Raw genomic sequence first — 20246 nt, 5'->3', positions numbered from 1 at the left:
GGGGTATCTTGCTATGGTTCCAAAGATCAATGCAAAGGATCTCCTAAATTTAATTAATAAAGAAATGAATGTAGTTGACGGTAGGAAAGTAGAGGAACTAAACAATTCTGATTATAGAAGCTATCAAAATCTTATTTCAGATCAACAAGATTGTATATACGCGAAACAGGAATATGCCATCAAAGAATTTTTAGATTATCACGATGAGCAATTTATTATGAATGCCTACAGAGGGATATTACATCGTAGTCCTGACCCTGAAGGTTATCAGTACTATTTAAAAAAACTACGAAATGGTAAATTGACTAAAATTGATATACTAGGCAGACTTCGCTTCTCCAAAGAAGCAAAGAGAGAAAAAGTGAAGATTAAGGGGTTAATGGCTCCATTTATTTTTCATACCGCATATAAGATTCCAGTTCTCGGATATGTAATTAATTTAGGTTCATCTCTTTTAAGACTTCCTAAGATTGTAAAATCACTTCAAGGCTTTCAATCTCACTTATATGTTCAACATATGCAACAGATTGATAAGAAGAATGAAATTGTATCAATTGTTGAAAAAGATATCTTTAACTTGAATACGATTATTCAAAACCATTCAGATAAATTAGGCAGTGTAGAAAAGGATTTTAATGATAAATTAAGCAGTGTGGAAAGAGAATATAATAATAAGTTGAGTGCAACTAAGGTTAACATAGAGGAGTACATCCAGGCTGAACTCGATATGCAAATAAATGGTTATATCGACAAACAAATTCGTGAGATCATAGAACATCAAGATAGTATATCTAATAATATGATGGGTGTGATGAATCACATCAACGAGATAACTAATGATCTTAACTATCTGAAAGAAGTTACTCAGTCTCCAAATAGTGAATTACATGAGAAAATGATGGAATTGAAGGTCAATTTGTTAAATCAAGAACGCAGATTGCTTATATTAATTGAAGAAGTTAGAAAGAATGTCCTTAGAAATCAAAATGCAAGTAACACATTAAAAACTCTAGATAATGTATCTGATGGATTTATTGATTCTTTGTATGTTTCATTTGAAGATAAGTTCAGAGGGACACGGGAAGATATCAAGAATAGACAGAAAAGGTATCTGTCATTAATTGACGAGGTTAAAGGTGAGGCAGGACAATCGCCTATCCTAGATATCGGCTGTGGGAGAGGGGAATGGCTTGAGCTCCTAACAGAGAACGGTTACAAGGCTCAGGGTGTAGACATGAACTCCGTAATGGTTAATAAATGTCGTGAAATAGGGCTGCAAGTTCATCAATCTGATGCGCTTGAATATCTGAGAAGTTTGAAAGATAATTCGCTTCGAGCAGTAACAGGATTTCACATTATTGAACATATACCGCTGAAAGTACTGATTCAGCTATTTGATGAAGTATTAAGAGTGTTAAAGCCAGGTGGAGTTATGCTGTTTGAGACGCCAAACCCAGAGAGCATATGGGTAGGTGCCTATACCTTTAGATCCGACCCTACGCATATTAATCCAATAGTTCCGGATACGGTTCAATTTATAGCTGAACAAAGAGGATTTATCAATACAAATATCATTCGATTGCATAAACGCAAAGAGCCTGTATATACTGGGCAGGAATATGTGGATGAAATTATCTACAAATTCAATATGGAACAGGACTTTTCAATTGTAGGTTACAAAGCATAATTAAGAGGTGTTCTTATTGAAGAAAATATTGGTGTTGAACTTTTTTCCGGCGTTCTCTCCTCCGTCTAGTGGAGGGGAGTTACGCTACTTTCATATGTATAATGTCTTAAGTAATTATTTTGATATTACACTGCTATCCCCAACATATTCACATCATAAAGAAGAAGTAATTACTCATTCCAACACTTTTCGTGAATATAGAGTTCCTAAAGAGGGCATTCATAGCGATCTTCATATGGCTTTGGATTTAGAGAAGATTGGTTCTGAAGTTTCCGCTTTAGTATGTGCTTTAAGTGCAGGAACCAACAATAGATATCATGAGATGTATCTGCAATTGTACAGTTTGAGTGACATTATCATCCATGAATTTCCGTATATGTTAGAGTATGATTTGTTTTTTGGTCTTGATAATAAACCGAGGGTATATAACAGCCACAATCTAGAGTCGGATCTCGTCAGACAAATCTGGCATGGCCCGAATAGTCAGAAGTATATTGATTATATTGAAGGACTTGAAAGAAAGCTTGTCAAAGGAGCAGCACTTATATTTGCTACCTCTCAAATTGAAAAGAAGTCATTCGAAGAAAGGTTCAGTGCAAGTCCGCAAAAAGTTAAGTTAGCTCCAAATGGTGTGGATACGAGTGAGACAACAAGACGTAACGAGGCACTAGAGCATCATAGCAAAAAAAACTTGTTGAGTGCATTCTTCATAGGTAGTTCACATCCACCGAATATTGAAGCAGTTAATTATATTATCAGTGAAGTAGCTCCAAAGTGCAGAAACATAGATTTTCTTATAGCTGGAGGATGCTGTGACTCGTTTAATGGTTCATATCTTGAGAATGTACACTTGTTAGGTAAAGTAAGTGAGGATAAAAAGCATGAACTATTTACGACATCGGATATAGCTATAAATCCGATGTTTTCTGGCGCGGGAACAAACTTGAAGACACTGGAATACCTGGCATTTGGATTGCCATTGATTTCAACTGATGTAGGTGCCAGAGGACTTAATCTTAAAAATGGCGTTCATTATTTACTGGCAGATAGTTTAAACTTTTCAGATATTCTTGATCAGTTAGCCGATTCAAGTGAACTTATCTCGAGTTTATCTCGCCAAGGAAAGGAATTTATAGTAAATAATTACACTTGGGAATCTATTGCACATAACGTAGCACAAGAAATTAATTCTCTCTCTCCGGAAAAGAAAATGAAGGATACAATCTTAGTACTAAATGATTTTGAATGCTCAAAAGCTATTTCGGGCGGACAAGTTAGAATTAATAGACTGTATTCTCATCTATCCGATTCGTATAATGTGATCTTATTGTGTTTAAATGACAATTCGAATATCAGTGTTACTTCGATTAGAGATACCTTCATAGAAGTTTCTATACCCAAGACAAGTGAGCATATAAGTGAAGAAGTAACTGTTAATTCACAGTATTGGATAAGCGCTAATGACATAGTTTGTTCTTACATGGTGAGGAAAAATGAATTATTAGCAAAGGTATATGACACTTTGCAGGATGTTGCCGATGTAATTGTGTTATCCCATCCCTACATGGCTGGATTGATCCGAGATTCGAATAAAGTAATTATATACGAAAGCCATAATTGTGAAGTAGATCTTAAGAGAACATTGTTAAAGGATCATCCCGAATACAAGAAACTGATAAGCTTAGTCGAAGAGGTAGAATCTCGCGCTTGTGAACTAAGTCAAGGGATCATAACGGTTTCTGACGAAGATGGAATTAAATTGAAGGAACTGAATCTTCAACTCAGTCAGAATGTTATTACGATTCAGAATGGTGTAGATCTGAAACCAGAGTCCTTATTTAATAAGGATTTGAATGCAATTAAAAAGGTATTTAATAATCATCCGGTAATCTTATTTATTGGCAGTTCCCATCAACCTAACGTAGAAGCGTTGTCGTATATTATAGAACGTTTAGCACCTAACAATAGAGAGTATTACTTTTTAATAATCGGATCAGTATGTGACAGTTATACAAAGATAACTCCTGATAATGTTATATTAATGGGTAAGGTAGATGAGCATATAAAGGATATTCTATATAGGGTATCTGATATAGCAATTAACCCTATTTTTTCGGGATCAGGTTCGAACCTTAAGTTAGCAGAATATTTCTCCTATAGACTTCCAGTCGTGACAACTGTTTTTGGAGCAAGGGGATATAAGATACTGTCTAGACAGCATGCAATAATTTGTGAACTAGATTCGTTTTCATCTGAGATTTCTAATCTCATAAATAATGCGGTGCTGAAGACAGAGTTAATTAATAATGCCTATACTTATGTTCAGAATGATGTGAATTGGCTGGCTCTTGCAAGGAAATATGATGAATATCTTAAGCAGAATTTTCTCAGCGATAAGCGCAAGAAACTGTTGTTTATCACTTATCGCTTTACCACACCTCCACTTGGAGGTGCAGAGGTATATGTGATGAAGATGCTAGAAGAACTGAATTCCATTGGAGACTATGCCATTGATGTGCTGACTTTAGACATAAAAGATGTATATCATAAATATCATTTTGGTCTTGAATATACGAAGCATATTGGACAGAAATATGTCGAGGGTCTGCAGAATGTGAAAGTACATTACTGTAAAGTTGATGAGATCTCAGAGGAGTCCATGTTTATTAACGCTTTGAAATTGTTTGAAGTGTGGATGAATGAATCAAGAGATATCTCGTTGAAATTTGTAGATGATTATTCAAAACCTATGCTATTAGGTGGATGGTTCTATCCAGAGAAACAAGAAGTCGGCTATTCGGTGTGGTCAAGCAACGAAGCATTAATTTACTTGAATAATGCCAAGAGGCTTATTCTATCGGGATCATCACCATCTTGGAAGACAGTAAATATTTATTCGGATTCGAATGAGCTGTTACTATCTAAGAAGGTATATCGACAATTCGAACTGACAGTTGATACTGAGGGATTCATCTATGTTAAAATCCAAACTGAAGCGAAAGAAATAAAGAACATAGATCCCCGTAAATTAGGAATACAAGTAAGGTCCATTCAATTAGAGCACAACTTAGGAAACGAGCATATTACTATCCCTCTCAACTATGACTATAAGGCATATTTAAAAGAAACACATGTTGAGCAATATATTGAAGGGTTAATCGATAATGCTAAGAAGCGTGCACCAGGTATAGATAATACGTTTCAGAAGACAAGGGGTCCTATCTCTAGTGAAATGGAACAATGGTTAGATAAGAGTATGAATGATTATGATGTTGTAATTGGACATAGTATTCCATTCTACACATCCGTGTTAGCTTCAAGATACGCGAAACAATATAATAAACCTTGTGTTATTATTCCTCATTTTCACATCGAGGATGAATTCTACCATTGGGAATCTTACTATACAGCATTGAGAGAGGTTAAAGGCTCTATTGTATCGCCTAATATCGCTGATAATCTCTTTTATAAAAAGATAGGTGCAAATGCAGTATTGACGCCTGGAGGAGCAATTGATCCGCAAGAATATAATCACGTAGATAGCTCATTGTTTAAGAAAAAATATAATAACTCTGCACCGTTCCTCTTAGTACTGGGGAGAAAAACAGCATCTAAAAATTACAAGCAAGTCATTGAGGCAGTAGATGCGTTTAACAATCAAGGTAATAAACTTAAACTTGTTATGATTGGGAAAGACGAGGATAAAGAACCAATTCAATCATCCAATACTATTTACATGGGACAATTGGATAGAGAAGAAGTTCTAGGGGCCTTAAAGGAATGCTCAGCCTTAGTAAGTATGAGTGAGAGCGAGAGCTTCGGTATTGTACTATTAGAAGCTTGGATGCAAAAGAAGCCGGTTATCGTTAATGAAAACTGTGCTGCGTTCACCGAGTTGGTCCAAGATGGATATAACGGTGTATATGCTAATCCACATAATCTGAAGGATAAGATTGAAGAGTTAATGAATAACCCTAAACTTAGCCATGAAATGGGCATTCGAGGGAAGGATAAAGTTAGTGAAAAATATACTTGGGCAGCGGTTTCTCGATCAGTAAATAATTACTTGAATAGTATTCTTTAATTTATTCGTTCAGACACTTTCTGTGACTTTTTTTAGCTCCTTGGAGGTGAAATGATGAAGCTGGAAGAAATATGGGGATGTTATGAAAATATACTAAGCATCGGTTCTAGTTGTCAGACTGCTTATCAATTAAAAGAAAATCAACTACGGAAATTCAGTGGCCCGATTGATTGGTTTGTAATGAATGATCTTTCTAAACTTAATCTGCTTTTAGAAAACAAATTTGTTGATTTTATGAGCATGAATAATATAACAGATGAGGGTATTCATGATGAGCACCATCGTAGAATTCGAGACGTGAAATATGATTGCTTATCGGTTCATGACTTTAGTAGTGAAACGCCGTGGGTAGAACAGTATAGTCAATTTAAAGAAATGGTCAGCAGAAGAATTCTGCGATTCTACAATGTGATAGAAGAAAGTAATTCATTACTGTTTGTAAGGACACAAGCTTATGAAAGAGCAGAAATAATAAGGTTATGCGAAAACTTGAATAAACTGCACCATAATTACAAACTTTTAATTGTAAATTATACAGTTGAGCAGAACGTAATTGATGTAAATTGTGATATTGAAAATGTAGTTATGGTACAAATACCAAGCCCAGAAGGTAGATGGCAGGGCTGCAATGATTCTTGGAAATACGTATTAAGTGGGATACAACTCATATAACTCAGAACCTACTGGCATTTCGAACTTAACAGATTTCTAGATACCTATGTTGGTTTGAATCAGTAATTTAGGAGCTACTACATCGTAATATTAGAAGTGTGGACGATAGAGTAGCATAATATCAAACATGAATCGATAAAATCTATATATTTTATGTTGAAATATAGATTTTATCGATTATTTTTTAATGTTTTTAAATAGAATCTATTATATATTGAGGTAGGAAAATTGAGACTAGATGATCTAAAACAAGATTACGATGTAATTGTAAGTTTAGGAACTAACTGTCAAGTTGCTCATCAATTAAAAAAGAATGGACTTAGAAGTTTTGCTGGTCCTTTTGATTGGTTTGTTTTTGAATCTTTATCTCATATGAGCAACCTTTTTAAAAATAATATGCAAGGGCTTTATGAACCTCATAATACGATAGCTATTGAAAAGCATGATAATACTTTTGTCGTTAAAGATGAAAGATATACTTGTTTATCCTATCATGATTTCCATGTTTCTGAGGGACAATCGGAAATAACATTGAAATCTTATAATATGTTCATTAAGAAGCTCAGCCAAAGAATCATCAACATGAAAAGAAGGATACAAGAAGGGAAAAAGGTCTTACTTGTTAGAACAGTAGCTTCGTATAAAGAAGCTATGGAATTAAAAACTTGTTTCTATGAATGCTTTCATAAGGAAACAGATATTTTGATTGTTAATTATGCTAACCTAAATGAGGTTGCTGTGCGTGATTGGAACATTGAAAGAGTATGTAGTGTGGAGATACCTGAAGTCAAAGGAAAATGGCAAGGTTGTGATAAATCGTGGGAGTATATCCTTTCGTTTATTGGTCTGAATCCATATGCAAACTTGTCATATAGAAGTAAAGAGGAAGACATATTTGAAGAGGATCAAGAAGTATTTTTTGCAAGTGGAGTATATGGATTAGAACATAATCCATTACCCTCGCGTTGGATTAATTCTCATGCGGTGATATATTTAAAATCCAACCATAATATACAACAATTAAAGTTTAAATTAAGTTCCTTTTATGAACCAAGAACGTGTTGTGTTGTAATTAATGGAAAAGAGGTTGCTCGAAAGAACGTGCAACCAAACTTCATTCAGGATATTCTGTTTTCAGCTCAATTTGTGAATGGTGTAAATAAAATAGAGATTATATCTCTAGATGGTGATGCAGAGCCTAGAATGATTAACTCTCTTAATAGTGAAGATACTAGGAGACTTTCATTTTATTTAGAATCGATATCTCTGCAATTATAGAAATAACATGAGCCTGTAATTATTTTATAAAAATGGAAGTTCATATATATCTAGTGCTTCTTTCTTTGATATAGATATGACATAAAAAATGTAACCACTTTAGATTTACTTTAGATATTAAGTTAAGGTTATTAATGGGAGGGTGAAATCAGATTGGGTAATATCTCACATCCGTTAAGCAATGAAGCCGCGATTAAAGATAGAAGCTTTATATCGTTAATGATTCAGGAAATGCGACCAAAGCAATGGACAAAAAATCTTTTGGTTTTTGCAGCACTAATATTTAGTGTGAATAATGTAAAATATGACTCGCTATTTTTAGCGCTTATCGGATTTGTATGTTTCTGTATTATCTCAAGTTGTGTCTACATACTAAATGATTATTTGGATCGAGATTCAGATAAGTTACATCCTGAAAAAAAATATAGACCTATAGCCTCAGGAATGCTATCTGCTAATAAAGCCTTATTTACAGGTATTGTTTTGTTTGGAATTACATGTTCTATATCCTTTTATATTAATTATCTATTCGGTTTAATCATACTGATTTATTTTTTACTAAATGTTGCATATTCAATAAAGATAAAGCATGTGGTTATACTCGATGTTATGACTATCGCAATTGGCTTTGTACTGAGGGCGGTAGGAGGGGCTATAATCATTGATGTGAAACTGACTCCTTGGTTTTTAATATGTACTTTGTTATTGGCATTATTTCTTGCCACTAGTAAAAGAAGACATGAACTTTATCTACTTAGTGAAAATGGTAAAAATCATCGCAAAGTTTTAAATCATTACTCATTTGAATTTATTGACCAGATGAATAGTATTGTTATAACAGCAACAATTATAAGTTATGCTCTATTTACGTTTACATCAGGTCATACAATTCATTTGATGTGGACATTGCCTTTTGTGCTATACGGAATATTCAGATATTTATACTTGATACATATAAAGAATGAGGGCGGGGCTCCTGATAAGATTTTGTTTGAGGACAAACCACTACTAATTACTGTTGCCCTGTTTACCATTACTGTTGTATCAGTTCTTGTGATTTTTGAATAACAAAGGAGCTATATTAAATGTTTACTCAAAGCAATGTAAAGTGGGTAAAGATTGTTGCTTTTTTCTTATTATCCATTGTGTTTACTTTGACACCTCTATTGAAAAATCCTGTCATTACAGGCGATGGTAAAGAATATTTGAGCATGACAATATCATTCAGTAATCATCTTTCTCCTGAATTAGACCAGGAAGATATTAATGATCGTTTACAATTAGAAGCAAAAAATAATATTTTGACCCCAAGTGACTTAGTTAAATTTGGATACTACGAAGATTTGAATGGCGATCTCTATTCATACCATTTTTGGTTTTATTCTCTATTTAATGTTATACCTTATTTAATATTAGAATCACTAGGAATTAATCCTTTGAAATGTTTTCAACTAACTAACTGCATATTGTACTTATTACTGCTCTATAAAATATTATTCCTTACAAATTTGAAAAATAAAACAAAATTATTACTTGTTATCATTTCTTTATTTAGTCCAATACTACTCTATATGAATTGGACTCACACTGAAGTATTTAGTTATGTGTTTCTATTTATGGGGTTACTTAATTTATATGAAAATAAGAAGAAAAGAGGGATGCTATTTTCTTCAATCGCAGCTTTACAAAATCCAGCTATATCAATCGTACCATTATATATCTTAATTAATGAGTTGGTACAAAAGAAGAGTGACATACTTAGAAAAAATGAGCTAAGATCATTTATCACACTCGGAATCATTTCAATTATTAATATTGTTCCATATATTTTTTATTGGCTGAATTATAGACAGTTTAGTTTAATTTCTACTTCAGGGTATTCATCATTAGATCTTATTTCTTTTGATAAAATTTGGAGTTTGTTCTTTGATTTGAATTCGGGCTTGATAATATATGTTCCTTTATTGCTGATTCTATTTATATATTCATTAATAAAGAAAGAGAAGAATGTTATAGTCGTTTCGGTAATTATACTATTAATATCACTGGTTTCAGCTACTCAACTTAATTGGAACTCAGGAATGATGTATATTAATAGATACTCTGTTTGGTTTATCCCCTTACTAATCTTTGGTTTATTACCTGTTTTAGAACAAATATCTATAAAAAAAATAGTTATCTGGTCTTTGTTATATGTGATGACCACTGGAGTCGTAACTGTTACATGTCTAAAGGAACAAGATTATGGGAATTATTTAAAATTCGGACCGGTTGCTCAATTTGCAATATCTAGTTTCCCTCAACTATATAATCCTCAACATGAAATTTTTTATGAGAGGTCGCTTGGATATGAGGGGATAGATGATGCTGCTTTACCGATAAAATTAAGTAATTCTGATGGTGTTAGAAAAGTAATGGTCTGGGATGAATCTCTAGAGACTTTTGGATACATCAATGGAGATATAAACTTATCAAATACCGAGATATATAGAGTAGAAAATAACCTAGAATCTAAAGGGAATGACCCTACATTGATCGAATTTTTAGAAAATAATGGTGAAGATATTTTAACTGGTCCTCAACAGTATTCTTTCTTAAGTGGATGGTATCACTTAGAAGAAGCTTCGGGGTTAAAGCACAGATGGATTGATAAGGAAGCATCACTTGCGTTTTCTTTTGAGGAGAAAGGTAACCAGCACTTTATATTTAAGATTGCAAGTTTTAATATTCCAAGAACTTGTGAAGTGAAATTAAACGATCAGGTTGTATTTAATGGAGTAATACCCCAAGATAGTTATAAGGAAATTGCATTCACTGCTGAAGTCTTGAAAGGTACCAATATTCTTTCTTTAACCTCTAAAGATGGTGCTGATCAACCACAAAGAATATTAAAGGGCTCAACGGATGAGAGAGAGCTTAGTTTCGATGTGAATTCTATAATAATTAAATAAGAAGGTTAAGTATATGAATGTCTCATTATTATTGGTGATTGTATCTATACTTTTAAGTTCATTTGGTCAAATTGCTATGAAGTATGGAACCTTAAAGCTAACTAACTTAGACAATTTGACTATTTTCCAAAAATTAATTGAGTATTTTATGAATCTATATGTAGTTTCAGGATTTTTACTTTATGGGATTTCTGCTGTAGTTTGGATATTTGCAATTTCAAAACTGCCATTATCTATTGCTTATCCAATGGTAGGTCTAAGTTATGTACTAGTTATGATATTATCTTATTTTATATTCAATGAACCTATAACAATAATTAAGGTTATCGGTATGGTACTAATAACATCAGGAGTAATTGTTATTGCAAAGGCATGATAAATGAGGTGTGAATGTGTATTTTATTGTTCCAATACTATCTTGGTTCATATCTGGAATACTTAAACTGAGTATTAATTATATTAGATATGGGTCAGATGCAAAAAAAATGATTGGTAACGGTGGATTTCCAAGTACCCATACAACTGTTGTTGTTTCTACAGCAGCAGCGATAGGGTTCACTAAAGGTTTTGACACGGATATTTTTGGATTAGCTGTTTGTCTATGCGTAATTGTCATAATAGATGCTACTGGTATACGTCGTGCATTAGGAAACCATGCTAAAAGTATTAATGAGTTGACTTTGATGAATGGAGTAAGTGGCAAAAAACATCGTGAACGACAAGGGCATTCTAAAGAGGAAGTTATCGGTGGAATAATATTAGGAGTGATTATAGGGTACCTTTTTGGACATATCGTATAAACATTTTGTGATTTATAGTTAAGACTTGAATATAGCATACGAAGCTATCAATAATTAGACAACATTAAGTAGTACTTTGAAAATATTAGTTGTGTGCATGGAAATATTAGGGGGAAACATGTGAGAGATAGAGAATTGGATATATTTCGTGGATTAATTATGATTTATATTATAGGAGTTATCCATGTTGTATACTGGGGTGGTTTGGTAGAGTCACACTATAAGTCTCTTTTGCTATTTGAGATGCCAATTGTCTTTTTTATCTCAGGAGCAACGTACACTCTAAGCAAAAAGAAAAAATACTATTTGTATTTAACTAATAGACTGACTAGAATACTACTCCCATACTGGATATTTGCAACCATATTTGTGTTTGTTATGATTAGTTTTAATTATTATGCCATGAGTTTAGGAAGTGTTGATGCAATAAATGCAGACCCTTTTAATGTATATCTGGATTGGGTAAATCCTTTCGGGGATCATGTTACAAATCTTCCTTATTTTAGTTGGCATTTATGGTTTATCCCGGTTTATTTACTTATTATCTTATTTATTCCGATACTACATAAATATTTTTTAAATGTTAATGTTATTTGCAAATTAATTCCGCTAGTAATACTGCCTTTTATAGTTTATATAACTGACGAAATAATTCTACTGGAGGATTACTATTCTTATATTAAGCCAGTAAGCTTCTATATGTTTTGGACATATTTAGGGTTTTATTATAAGAATACTGATTGGATTGTTTATAAAAGAGTAACGTACTTCAGCATTTCCTTTATCTCTTTTCTATTAGTATACTTTATTGTTAGTACAACAGATTATAGATTGGATATGCAGGTTAATAAGTTTCCACCTAACATTGTATTTTTCTTTTATTGCTTAGGGACCTTTTTTTTGTTAGTTCTTTTAAAAAAATCAATTTTAAAATTCGTTAGCATTTTAAAGATTGACCGATTACTTGATGTATATTCACAGTATGGATTTACAATGTATTTATACCAACCGTTTTCATATTTCGTTTTGTTGGTAATAAACTCGGAAATTATTAATATATTTCAATTCACCAACTCCAAAATTCTTACATTATTTATATATTTCCTATTCGTAATTTTTATTGGGCTTATATATCCTAAATTATTTGGAAGTGTGGAACATATAAAGCTAGAACTTAAGAAACGATAGAATGGAAACCTGAAATTCGTTATTGGTATAGATATTAAAAGGAGCAATATGGTATGACAACTAAAACAGATTAATACTATTACGTAATTTTGATTAAATCATTTTAGTTGAGATATTTTTGTACAATGAGATTTAATTGATAAAACATCTCCTCTTACCTTAATAAGAGGGGATGTTTTTTTATCCCTTTTCCAGTACAATAAAACAAGAACATACATTCTATTCAATCATCTGCTTCGCATTCCAACCAACTCACATTGACACCCCACTTTCACTGACTTAGACTTAATATGTTAGGCCTTTTTTGGACAATAAACAGGTCGAAGATTGATGCTGAAAACTACGATACAGGATACGTAAACACCTTGCGAACAAGAGTGGAGGAACTGAAGTGACGGCTTCCGCACAGGAAACAGGAGCAATTCATGATATACGTCTGCGTGAATGGCAGCACGTATTTAAATTAGATCCAGATAAAGAAATATCAGATGAAGCACTGGAAGCAGTATGTATGTCAGGGACAGATGCGATTATGGTGGGCGGGTCGAGTGGTGTCACATTTGGCAATACGGTGGACTTGATGTCGAGGATTCGGCGGTATGAACTGCCCGTCGTGCAAGAAGTGTCGGATCTGGATGCAGTGGTGCCGGGATTCGACGCGTATCTCATTCCGATGGTACTGAATTCGACGAGCACCGAGTGGCTGGTCGGCCAGCACATGCGGGCGATTGCCCAGTATGGATACATGATTCCATGGGAACTGTTGATCCCGGAAGGGTACATCATCTTGAATCCTGAAGCGACTGCTGCCAAGGTTAGCGAGGCACATACGGAGCTGACAGCGAAGGAAGCGGCCGCGTACGCGGAGCTTGCGGACAAGCTGATGCGACTTCCTATTATATATACGGAATACAGCGGTACATTTGGAGATATGCAGGTAGTGCGTCAGATTCGGGAGGCGGTACAGCAAGGGCGGCTGCTTTATGGCGGCGGCATATGTACCGTGGAGCAAGCGCGGGCGGCGGCGCAGGTTGCGGATACCATCGTGGTAGGCAATGTCGTTTATAGCGATTTACAGGCGGCATTAGAGACTGTCCAAGCGGTTAAAGGGTAATATCGAGCATTGATATAGACGATGAGACCGAATGCAAGATATGAATCATTTGGATCTCGGATAAAATAGAGGAGAAGGGAGCTGCGGCAATGTTTGAATTTTTAGAATCTGGGGATAAAAAAGAGACGCGTACATGGACGGGTCCTGATATACAAGAGGCGATTAAGCGGCTTAACCCCGAACAGAGACGCGCGGTGGAATCGACGGATGGACCGCTGCTCATTATGGCCGGAGCAGGCTCCGGTAAGACGCGAGTACTAACGCATCGCATCGCGTACATTATTGCCAACCGCAAGGCGGCGCCATGGAGCATTTTGGCGATCACGTTTACGAATAAAGCCTCACGTGAGATGCGTGAGCGGGTGTCGAAGCTGGTTGGTCCTGAAGGGGAGGAGATATGGGTATCCACCTTCCACTCCATGTGCGTGCGTATATTGCGTCGTGACATCGAACGAATCGGTTTCTCTTCCAACTTCACGATCCTCGATTCGAGCGATCAGTTGTCTGTTATCCGCGGATGCATGAAGGATCTGAACATTGATACGAAGAAATTCGAGCCCAAGGCAATTCAAGCAACAATTAGTACAGCCAAGAATGAACTGGTTTCCCCGCAGCGCTATGAGCAGAAGGTTGGAGACCATTTTGAAGGACTGGTAGCTAAGGTTTATAAGGCTTACCAGAAGCGCCTCAGAATGAATAACGCGCTCGACTTTGACGATCTGATCATGACGACGATCGATCTGTTTAAGCAAGTGCCTGAAGTATTGGACTTCTATCAGAAGAAATTCAAATATATTCACGTCGACGAGTACCAGGATACGAACCGTGCGCAGTATATGCTGTGCAACATGCTGGCGGACCAGCATAAGAACATCTGCGTCGTCGGTGACAGTGACCAGTCCATCTACCGTTGGCGTGGTGCGGATATTACGAATATTCTCAACTTTGAAGAGGATTATCCAGATGCGACGACGATTCTGCTGGAGCAGAACTATCGTTCGACTGCGAATATCTTGAACGCTGCAAATGAGGTAATCAAGCTGAACACAGGACGTAAGCCTAAGAAGCTGTGGACGGACAGCGGTGAAGGTAATCCAATTAAGGTGTTTCAGGCGGATACCGAGCATGATGAAGGATATTTCGTCACAACAGAAATTAAGAAGAATCAGATGAGCGGCAAATCATACAGCAATCATGCCATTCTATATCGGACGAACGCCCAGTCGCGGGTAATCGAGGAAATTCTGATCAAGTCCGAGATTCCGTATCAGATCGTCGGCGGCGTGAAGTTCTATGATCGCAAAGAGATTAAGGATGTACTTGCGTATTTGCGTCTGATCTCTAACCCGGACGATGACATCAGCTTGGAACGCATCGTCAACGTGCCGAAGCGAGGCATCGGTGCGACCACGATCGCGAAGCTGGCGGAAGCGGGAACAGAACGCGGCATATCTATTATGAAGGTTATTGCCGATATGGATCTGCTCGACATCTCGCCTAAGACGAAATCGACGCTGCGTGAATTCCATGCGATGATGGACAATCTGAATCGGATGCAGGAGTATCTCTCCGTTACCGAATTGACAGAGAAGCTGCTGGAGCTGTCCGAGTACAAGCTGGAGCTGCAGCGTGAAGCGACGCTTGAATCGAAGGCTCGCCTCGAGAATATCGACGAGTTCCTGTCCGTAACGCAGGAATTCGAGAAGCGCAATGATGATAAGACGCTCGTCTCGTTCCTGACCGATCTGGCGCTGATCGCCGACATCGATTCGATGGATAAGAACGATGAAGAGCAGCAGGACGCCGTCGTGCTCATGACGATGCACAGCGCGAAAGGTTTGGAGTTCCCCGTTGTCTTCATTATCGGGATGGAAGAAGGCGTGTTCCCGCACAGCCGTACCTTCCAAGACAATGAGGAACTAGAAGAGGAGCGGCGCCTCGCGTATGTGGGTATTACGCGAGCGGAGCAGCAATTGTTCCTTAGCTGCGCGCGGACGCGAACCTTGTTCGGCCGGACGAGCGCGAACCCGCCTTCACGCTTCCTCAGCGAGATTCCTGACGAGCTGAAGGAAGACGTCTCGCCGAGCCGAGCTGGCGGCGGAGCGGCGCGCTACGGTGGCGGCGGCTACGACCGCTACGGCCGCCAAGCGTCGTCCGCCTCATACGGCGGACGCGGCCTTGGCAACGCCGGCACAGGCGGCGTCGCGCCGGGCTCGATCCAGCCCGGCGGCCCGATGCCAGGCGGCCGCGGCCCTGGCGGCACTGCCGCCGCGCGCCCAGGCCAGCCTGCCAGCGGAGCGGCTCGCGTCAGCGTGAGCTCGCCGCTCGACCAGGCGCGCCAGGCCGGCGCCGCGGACGCCTCCTTCAAGGCAGGGGACAAAGTGTCCCATGCCAAATGGGGCGTCGGCGTCATCGTGTCCGTGAAAGGCACAGGCACGGACACGGAGCTGCAGATCGCTTTCCCGGCACCTGTCGGGCTGAAGCGACTGCTCGCCGCATTCGCGCCGGTGACGAAGGTATAGCATTGCCTTCGTCACCCTCGACGAGGATGTCGAATACGTCACAGATGTTACCTGCGTCGCATTTGACATTATTAACATCATTAACATTACCGACATCCTCGACATCTTCGTCATTGCAACACTTTGCAAGCTATTGATATCCATTTGAAAGGGGCCGACCGCCGTATGGCAGATCAACCGACTCCATCCGCACAAGCTCCGGCTCGCATGCTGGAGCTTGTGAAGGAACTGAACCGCTACAATCATTATTACTACACACTCGATAATCCGCTTCTAAGCGACAAGGAGTATGACGTACTCTACGACGAGCTCGTTGCGCTGGAGCAGACGACAGGAATCATACTGCACGATTCCCCGACTCAACGCGTAGGCGGCGAACTGCTGAACGGCTTTGAGCCGCATCGTCACCTGGCCCGCCTATGGAGCTTGGATAAAGCGCAAAATGTCGAAGACCTTCAAGCCTGGCACCAACGCGTGGTCAAGCTCGTGAACGACTACAATACCAAGAATCCGGGGGAGCAGCCGCTGCCTGAGCCGGCATTTGTCGTGGAGCTTAAGTTTGATGGCTTGACGCTGAACCTGACTTACACCAACGGAGTGCTCGTGCAGGCATCGACTCGGGGGAATGGGGTCATTGGCGAGGGCATATTGCCGCAGGTGAAGACGATCCGCTCCGTGCCGCTCACGATTCCATTTGCAGAGGGAACGATCGAAGTGCAGGGCGAAGGCATCATGAACCTATCTGTCCTGGAAAAATACAATGAGACTGCCACAGAGCCGCTCAAAAATGCCCGCAACGCCGCAGCAGGCGCCCTGCGGAACCTGAATCCGAAGGTAACTGCCACGAGAAAGCTGAACGCCTTTTTCTATAATATTGGATATGCCGATCAATTGGATTTCAACAATCACGAGGAAATGATGCAGTTTTTGCGTGATAATCATTTTAAAGTCAATCCATATGTCACTTATCACAAGACGATAGATGAAGTAATAGCAGAGCTGCAGCATGTAGTGGAGCAGCGCAATACGCTGGACTTCTTGATCGATGGAGCCGTCATTAAGGTGACGGACATGCGCACGCGCGAGGTGTTGGGCTACACCGACAAATTCCCTCGCTGGGCGGTTGCCTTCAAGTTCGAGGCAGAGGAAACGACTACCGTGCTGGAATCCGTAAGCTGGGAAGTAGGGCGTACGGGCAAGATTACGCCTGTTGCTCGCGTGGAAGCCGTGGAATTAGCAGGTGTCACCGTTCAGAACTGCACCTTGAACAACATCGGCGACATCGAGCGCAAGAACCTGAAGTTTGCGCTGGGCTCTCAAGTATTCATTCGCCGTTCCAATGATGTCATTCCAGAGATTCTCGGCAAAGTGCCGGAGGAGCCGGATGGCGAAGAGATCGTCTATCCGACAGCTTGCCCAGCCTGCGGCTCTGAGCTCGAAATGCGCGGCGCGCACCTGTTCTGCAACAATAAGCTCGGCTGTAAGCCGCAGATCGTGGCGCGTCTCGCGCATTTCGCCTCGCGCGATGCGATGGATATCGAGACGTTCAGCGTCATGACAGCGGAGCAGCTGTATGATGAGCTGGAGGTTCGCGATCCAGCGGATCTGTTCGCGCTCACCTTCGAGCAGCTCGTGACGCTGAACCGTTTCGGCGAGAAGAAAGCGAGCAATCTGCTCGAAGCGCTGGAGAAGAGCAAGACGCGCGATCTCGCGGCGTTCTTATTCGCGCTCGGCATCCCAAATACCGGCAAGACGACAACACGCTCCCTTGCCGAGCATTACCGTAGCCTGGACGCGATAATGAACGCGTCTGCTGAAGAGCTGATCGGACTCCCGGATATCGGCGGAATCGTTGCAGAGTCTATCGTTTCCTTCTTCCAGGATCCGCTCATCCAGGATAGCATCTCACGGATGCTTGCTCTAGGTGTCTCACCGCACATCGAGGCTGCGCAGGCACCGGTGAACACGGACTCCTTCTTCTTTGGGAAGACCGTCGTCCTGACCGGCACCCTGCACCAGCTTACTCGCGATGACGCCACCGCCAAGCTCGAGGCCGCCGGTGCCAAAGTGACCGGCAGCGTCTCGAAGAAGACCGACCTCGTCGTTGCTGGCGAGAAGGCGGGCAGCAAGCTCGCTAAAGCCGAGCAACTGGGCATTCCTGTCATCACCGACGAGAACGAGCTAATCCGCCTGCTGAATGAGGCGCTAGGCAACTAATAAAAAACCTCTGTGAACCAAGCAGCAAGCTGCTATGCGTTCACAGAGGTTTTTTGCTATTGAATACCTATAGAGTACTACTCGAATAGCATCTGACCATTATCCCATCGACTCAGGTGTTGTCCTCTGGTATCCTCCAGATCTACCGATCCTTGCTTCAACCTCGTCATCCATCCTCCCTGCGAGCTGCACTCCATCTTGAGCCTCCACATCCACCATTTTACCGACTCACCGATTCAACAATTGCCCAGCCCACAATCCTGCTCCATCTTATTCTCCCAATGTAATCCGCCGTTCATACTCCGTTCACACAAGCGTTCTACAATTACGTTGCTGGTGAAATAAATAACAAACATTCCGCAAAGGGATGCGAAATATTCCTCATCAAGCGGTAAACATTATAAATACTACATCAGAGGAGTGGTTAACGATGTTAGCAACAGCGGTTATTTTTATCAATTTAGCATTAGTGTTTTACACCATTGGAGTATGGGGAGAGAAGCGCGCAGGTACAATTAATGGAGTGCATCTGAGCTTCTTTGGCCTAGGTTTGATATGTGATACAGTAGGTACATCATTAATGAGCGCCCTTGCAGCTCAAGGGACGAATAACATCGTGCACGCTATAACCGGCGGAGCAGCACTTGTTCTTATGCTGTTGCATGCAGTATGGGCGGCATTCGTTTATTGGAAAGGCAGCGAACAATCGAAACAAAGCTTCCATCGTTTCAGTTTAGTTGTCTGGGGAATATGGCTGATTCCTTACTTTATTGGCGTAGCAATGAGCATGTTTTAATAAATTGAAACCCTGCAATCTGACCCCGATCTTAGATCGATCCATCAGACTGCGGGGTTTCTTTGTTTGTCTGCATCTCCATACATATATGATCAAGCTTTGCCTTTCCTTCTTAACGTCTCTGAGGCTGCGAGTGTGGACAACGATAATGCTCAAGCAGCATCTGATGCAACGGCTCACTTGATCTCTCATTGGAACTTTCTTTATGAAAATGACCAAGCGTCTGAGTGATAGAGTGCGTTTGTTGCATTGAGATCGGAAGATGTGGCGCCGATCTGCTTTATACATATTAATTTTGCGGCAATGTCGAATCCTGCCTTACGCAGTATCGCATGGACGCTGAGGATATTATCTATATAGGAAATTGGGAAAAACTATAACATTGCTTTTTATGCATCCTGTATGGTATAGTTATTTTTGTTGATTCGAGCTGAATAACTTCGAAATAAGTTTTCAAAAAAAGAGTTGACAAGCTAGACTCGTTCTGGTAAAGTAAATAACTGTTCGACACGATATGTCGAATCGAAGTAGCAACAAAGTTCCTTGAAAACTGAACAAATGACGAAGCACAATAAATGAGAATTAACATTCTCGTCAGCAATACAAATGAGCAAGTCAAACACTTTTATGGAGAGTTTGATCCTGGCTCAGGACGAACGCTGGCGGCGTGCCTAATACATGCAAGTCGAGCGAACTTGATGGAGTGCTTGCACTCCTGAAGGTTAGCGGCGGACGGGTGAGTAATACGTAGGTAACCTGCCTGTAAGACTGGGATAACCCACGGAAACGTGAGCTAATACCGGATAGGCGAGACTCCCGCATGGGGGATTCGAGAAAGGCGGAGCAATCTGCCACTTACAGATGGACCTACGGCGCATTAGCTAGTTGGCGGGGTAACGGCCCACCAAGGCGACGATGCGTAGCCGACCTGAGAGGG

General features: G+C 39.7%; 13 protein-coding genes and 1 rRNA gene. All 14 read left to right on the top strand.

What is annotated here, in order from left to right:
• The first annotated feature begins 13 nt into the window (after positions 1-13).
• Positions 14-1687, top strand: a complete 1674-nt coding sequence (locus ACXX53_RS16895; protein ID WP_458569850.1) for a methyltransferase domain-containing protein — start codon at positions 14-16, stop codon at positions 1685-1687.
• 16 nt (positions 1688-1703) lie between these two features.
• Entirely contained in the window at positions 1704-5771 is a 4068-nt protein-coding gene (locus ACXX53_RS16890) for a glycosyltransferase family 4 protein (RefSeq protein WP_458569849.1), read from the top strand.
• A 54-nt stretch (positions 5772-5825) separates the two neighbouring features.
• Positions 5826-6443 carry a DUF1796 family putative cysteine peptidase gene (locus tag ACXX53_RS16885; protein WP_458569848.1) on the top strand — a complete coding sequence of 206 codons (618 nt, stop codon included), beginning with the start codon at positions 5826-5828 and terminating at the stop codon, positions 6441-6443.
• A 228-nt stretch (positions 6444-6671) separates the two neighbouring features.
• Positions 6672-7721: a DUF1796 family putative cysteine peptidase gene (locus ACXX53_RS16880; RefSeq protein ID WP_458569847.1), complete on the top strand. Its 1050-nt coding sequence runs from the start codon at positions 6672-6674 to the stop codon at positions 7719-7721.
• A 162-nt stretch (positions 7722-7883) separates the two neighbouring features.
• Positions 7884-8789, top strand: a complete 906-nt coding sequence (locus ACXX53_RS16875; protein WP_458570021.1) for a decaprenyl-phosphate phosphoribosyltransferase — start codon at positions 7884-7886, stop codon at positions 8787-8789.
• Between the two features lie 17 nt (positions 8790-8806).
• Positions 8807-10672 carry a hypothetical protein gene (locus ACXX53_RS16870; protein ID WP_458569846.1) on the top strand — a complete coding sequence of 622 codons (1866 nt, stop codon included), beginning with the start codon at positions 8807-8809 and terminating at the stop codon, positions 10670-10672.
• 13 nt (positions 10673-10685) lie between these two features.
• Positions 10686-11048, top strand: coding sequence for an EamA family transporter (locus ACXX53_RS16865; protein ID WP_458569845.1), 363 nt, complete (start codon positions 10686-10688; stop codon positions 11046-11048).
• A 16-nt stretch (positions 11049-11064) separates the two neighbouring features.
• Positions 11065-11472 carry a divergent PAP2 family protein gene (locus ACXX53_RS16860; protein WP_458569844.1) on the top strand — a complete coding sequence of 136 codons (408 nt, stop codon included), beginning with the start codon at positions 11065-11067 and terminating at the stop codon, positions 11470-11472.
• A 93-nt stretch (positions 11473-11565) separates the two neighbouring features.
• Positions 11566-12660 carry an acyltransferase family protein gene (locus ACXX53_RS16855; RefSeq protein WP_458569843.1) on the top strand — a complete coding sequence of 365 codons (1095 nt, stop codon included), beginning with the start codon at positions 11566-11568 and terminating at the stop codon, positions 12658-12660.
• A 391-nt stretch (positions 12661-13051) separates the two neighbouring features.
• Positions 13052-13774, top strand: coding sequence for a heptaprenylglyceryl phosphate synthase (pcrB, locus tag ACXX53_RS16850; RefSeq protein ID WP_458569842.1), 723 nt, complete (start codon positions 13052-13054; stop codon positions 13772-13774).
• Positions 13775-13863: 89 nt separating this feature from the next.
• Positions 13864-16296, top strand: coding sequence for a DNA helicase PcrA (gene pcrA, locus ACXX53_RS16845; RefSeq protein ID WP_458569841.1), 2433 nt, complete (start codon positions 13864-13866; stop codon positions 16294-16296).
• Positions 16297-16461: 165 nt separating this feature from the next.
• Positions 16462-18513 carry an NAD-dependent DNA ligase LigA gene (ligA, locus tag ACXX53_RS16840; RefSeq protein ID WP_458569840.1) on the top strand — a complete coding sequence of 684 codons (2052 nt, stop codon included), beginning with the start codon at positions 16462-16464 and terminating at the stop codon, positions 18511-18513.
• 430 nt (positions 18514-18943) lie between these two features.
• Complete coding sequence (locus ACXX53_RS16835) at positions 18944-19309, top strand: HsmA family protein (protein WP_458569839.1); 366 nt, start codon at positions 18944-18946, stop codon at positions 19307-19309.
• Between the two features lie 624 nt (positions 19310-19933).
• Positions 19934-20246, top strand: a 16S ribosomal RNA gene (locus ACXX53_RS16830); the annotation flags it as partial.

The organism is Paenibacillus marinisediminis (genome assembly GCF_054343325.1).
This window is presented reverse-complemented; position numbering and strand designations above follow the sequence as displayed.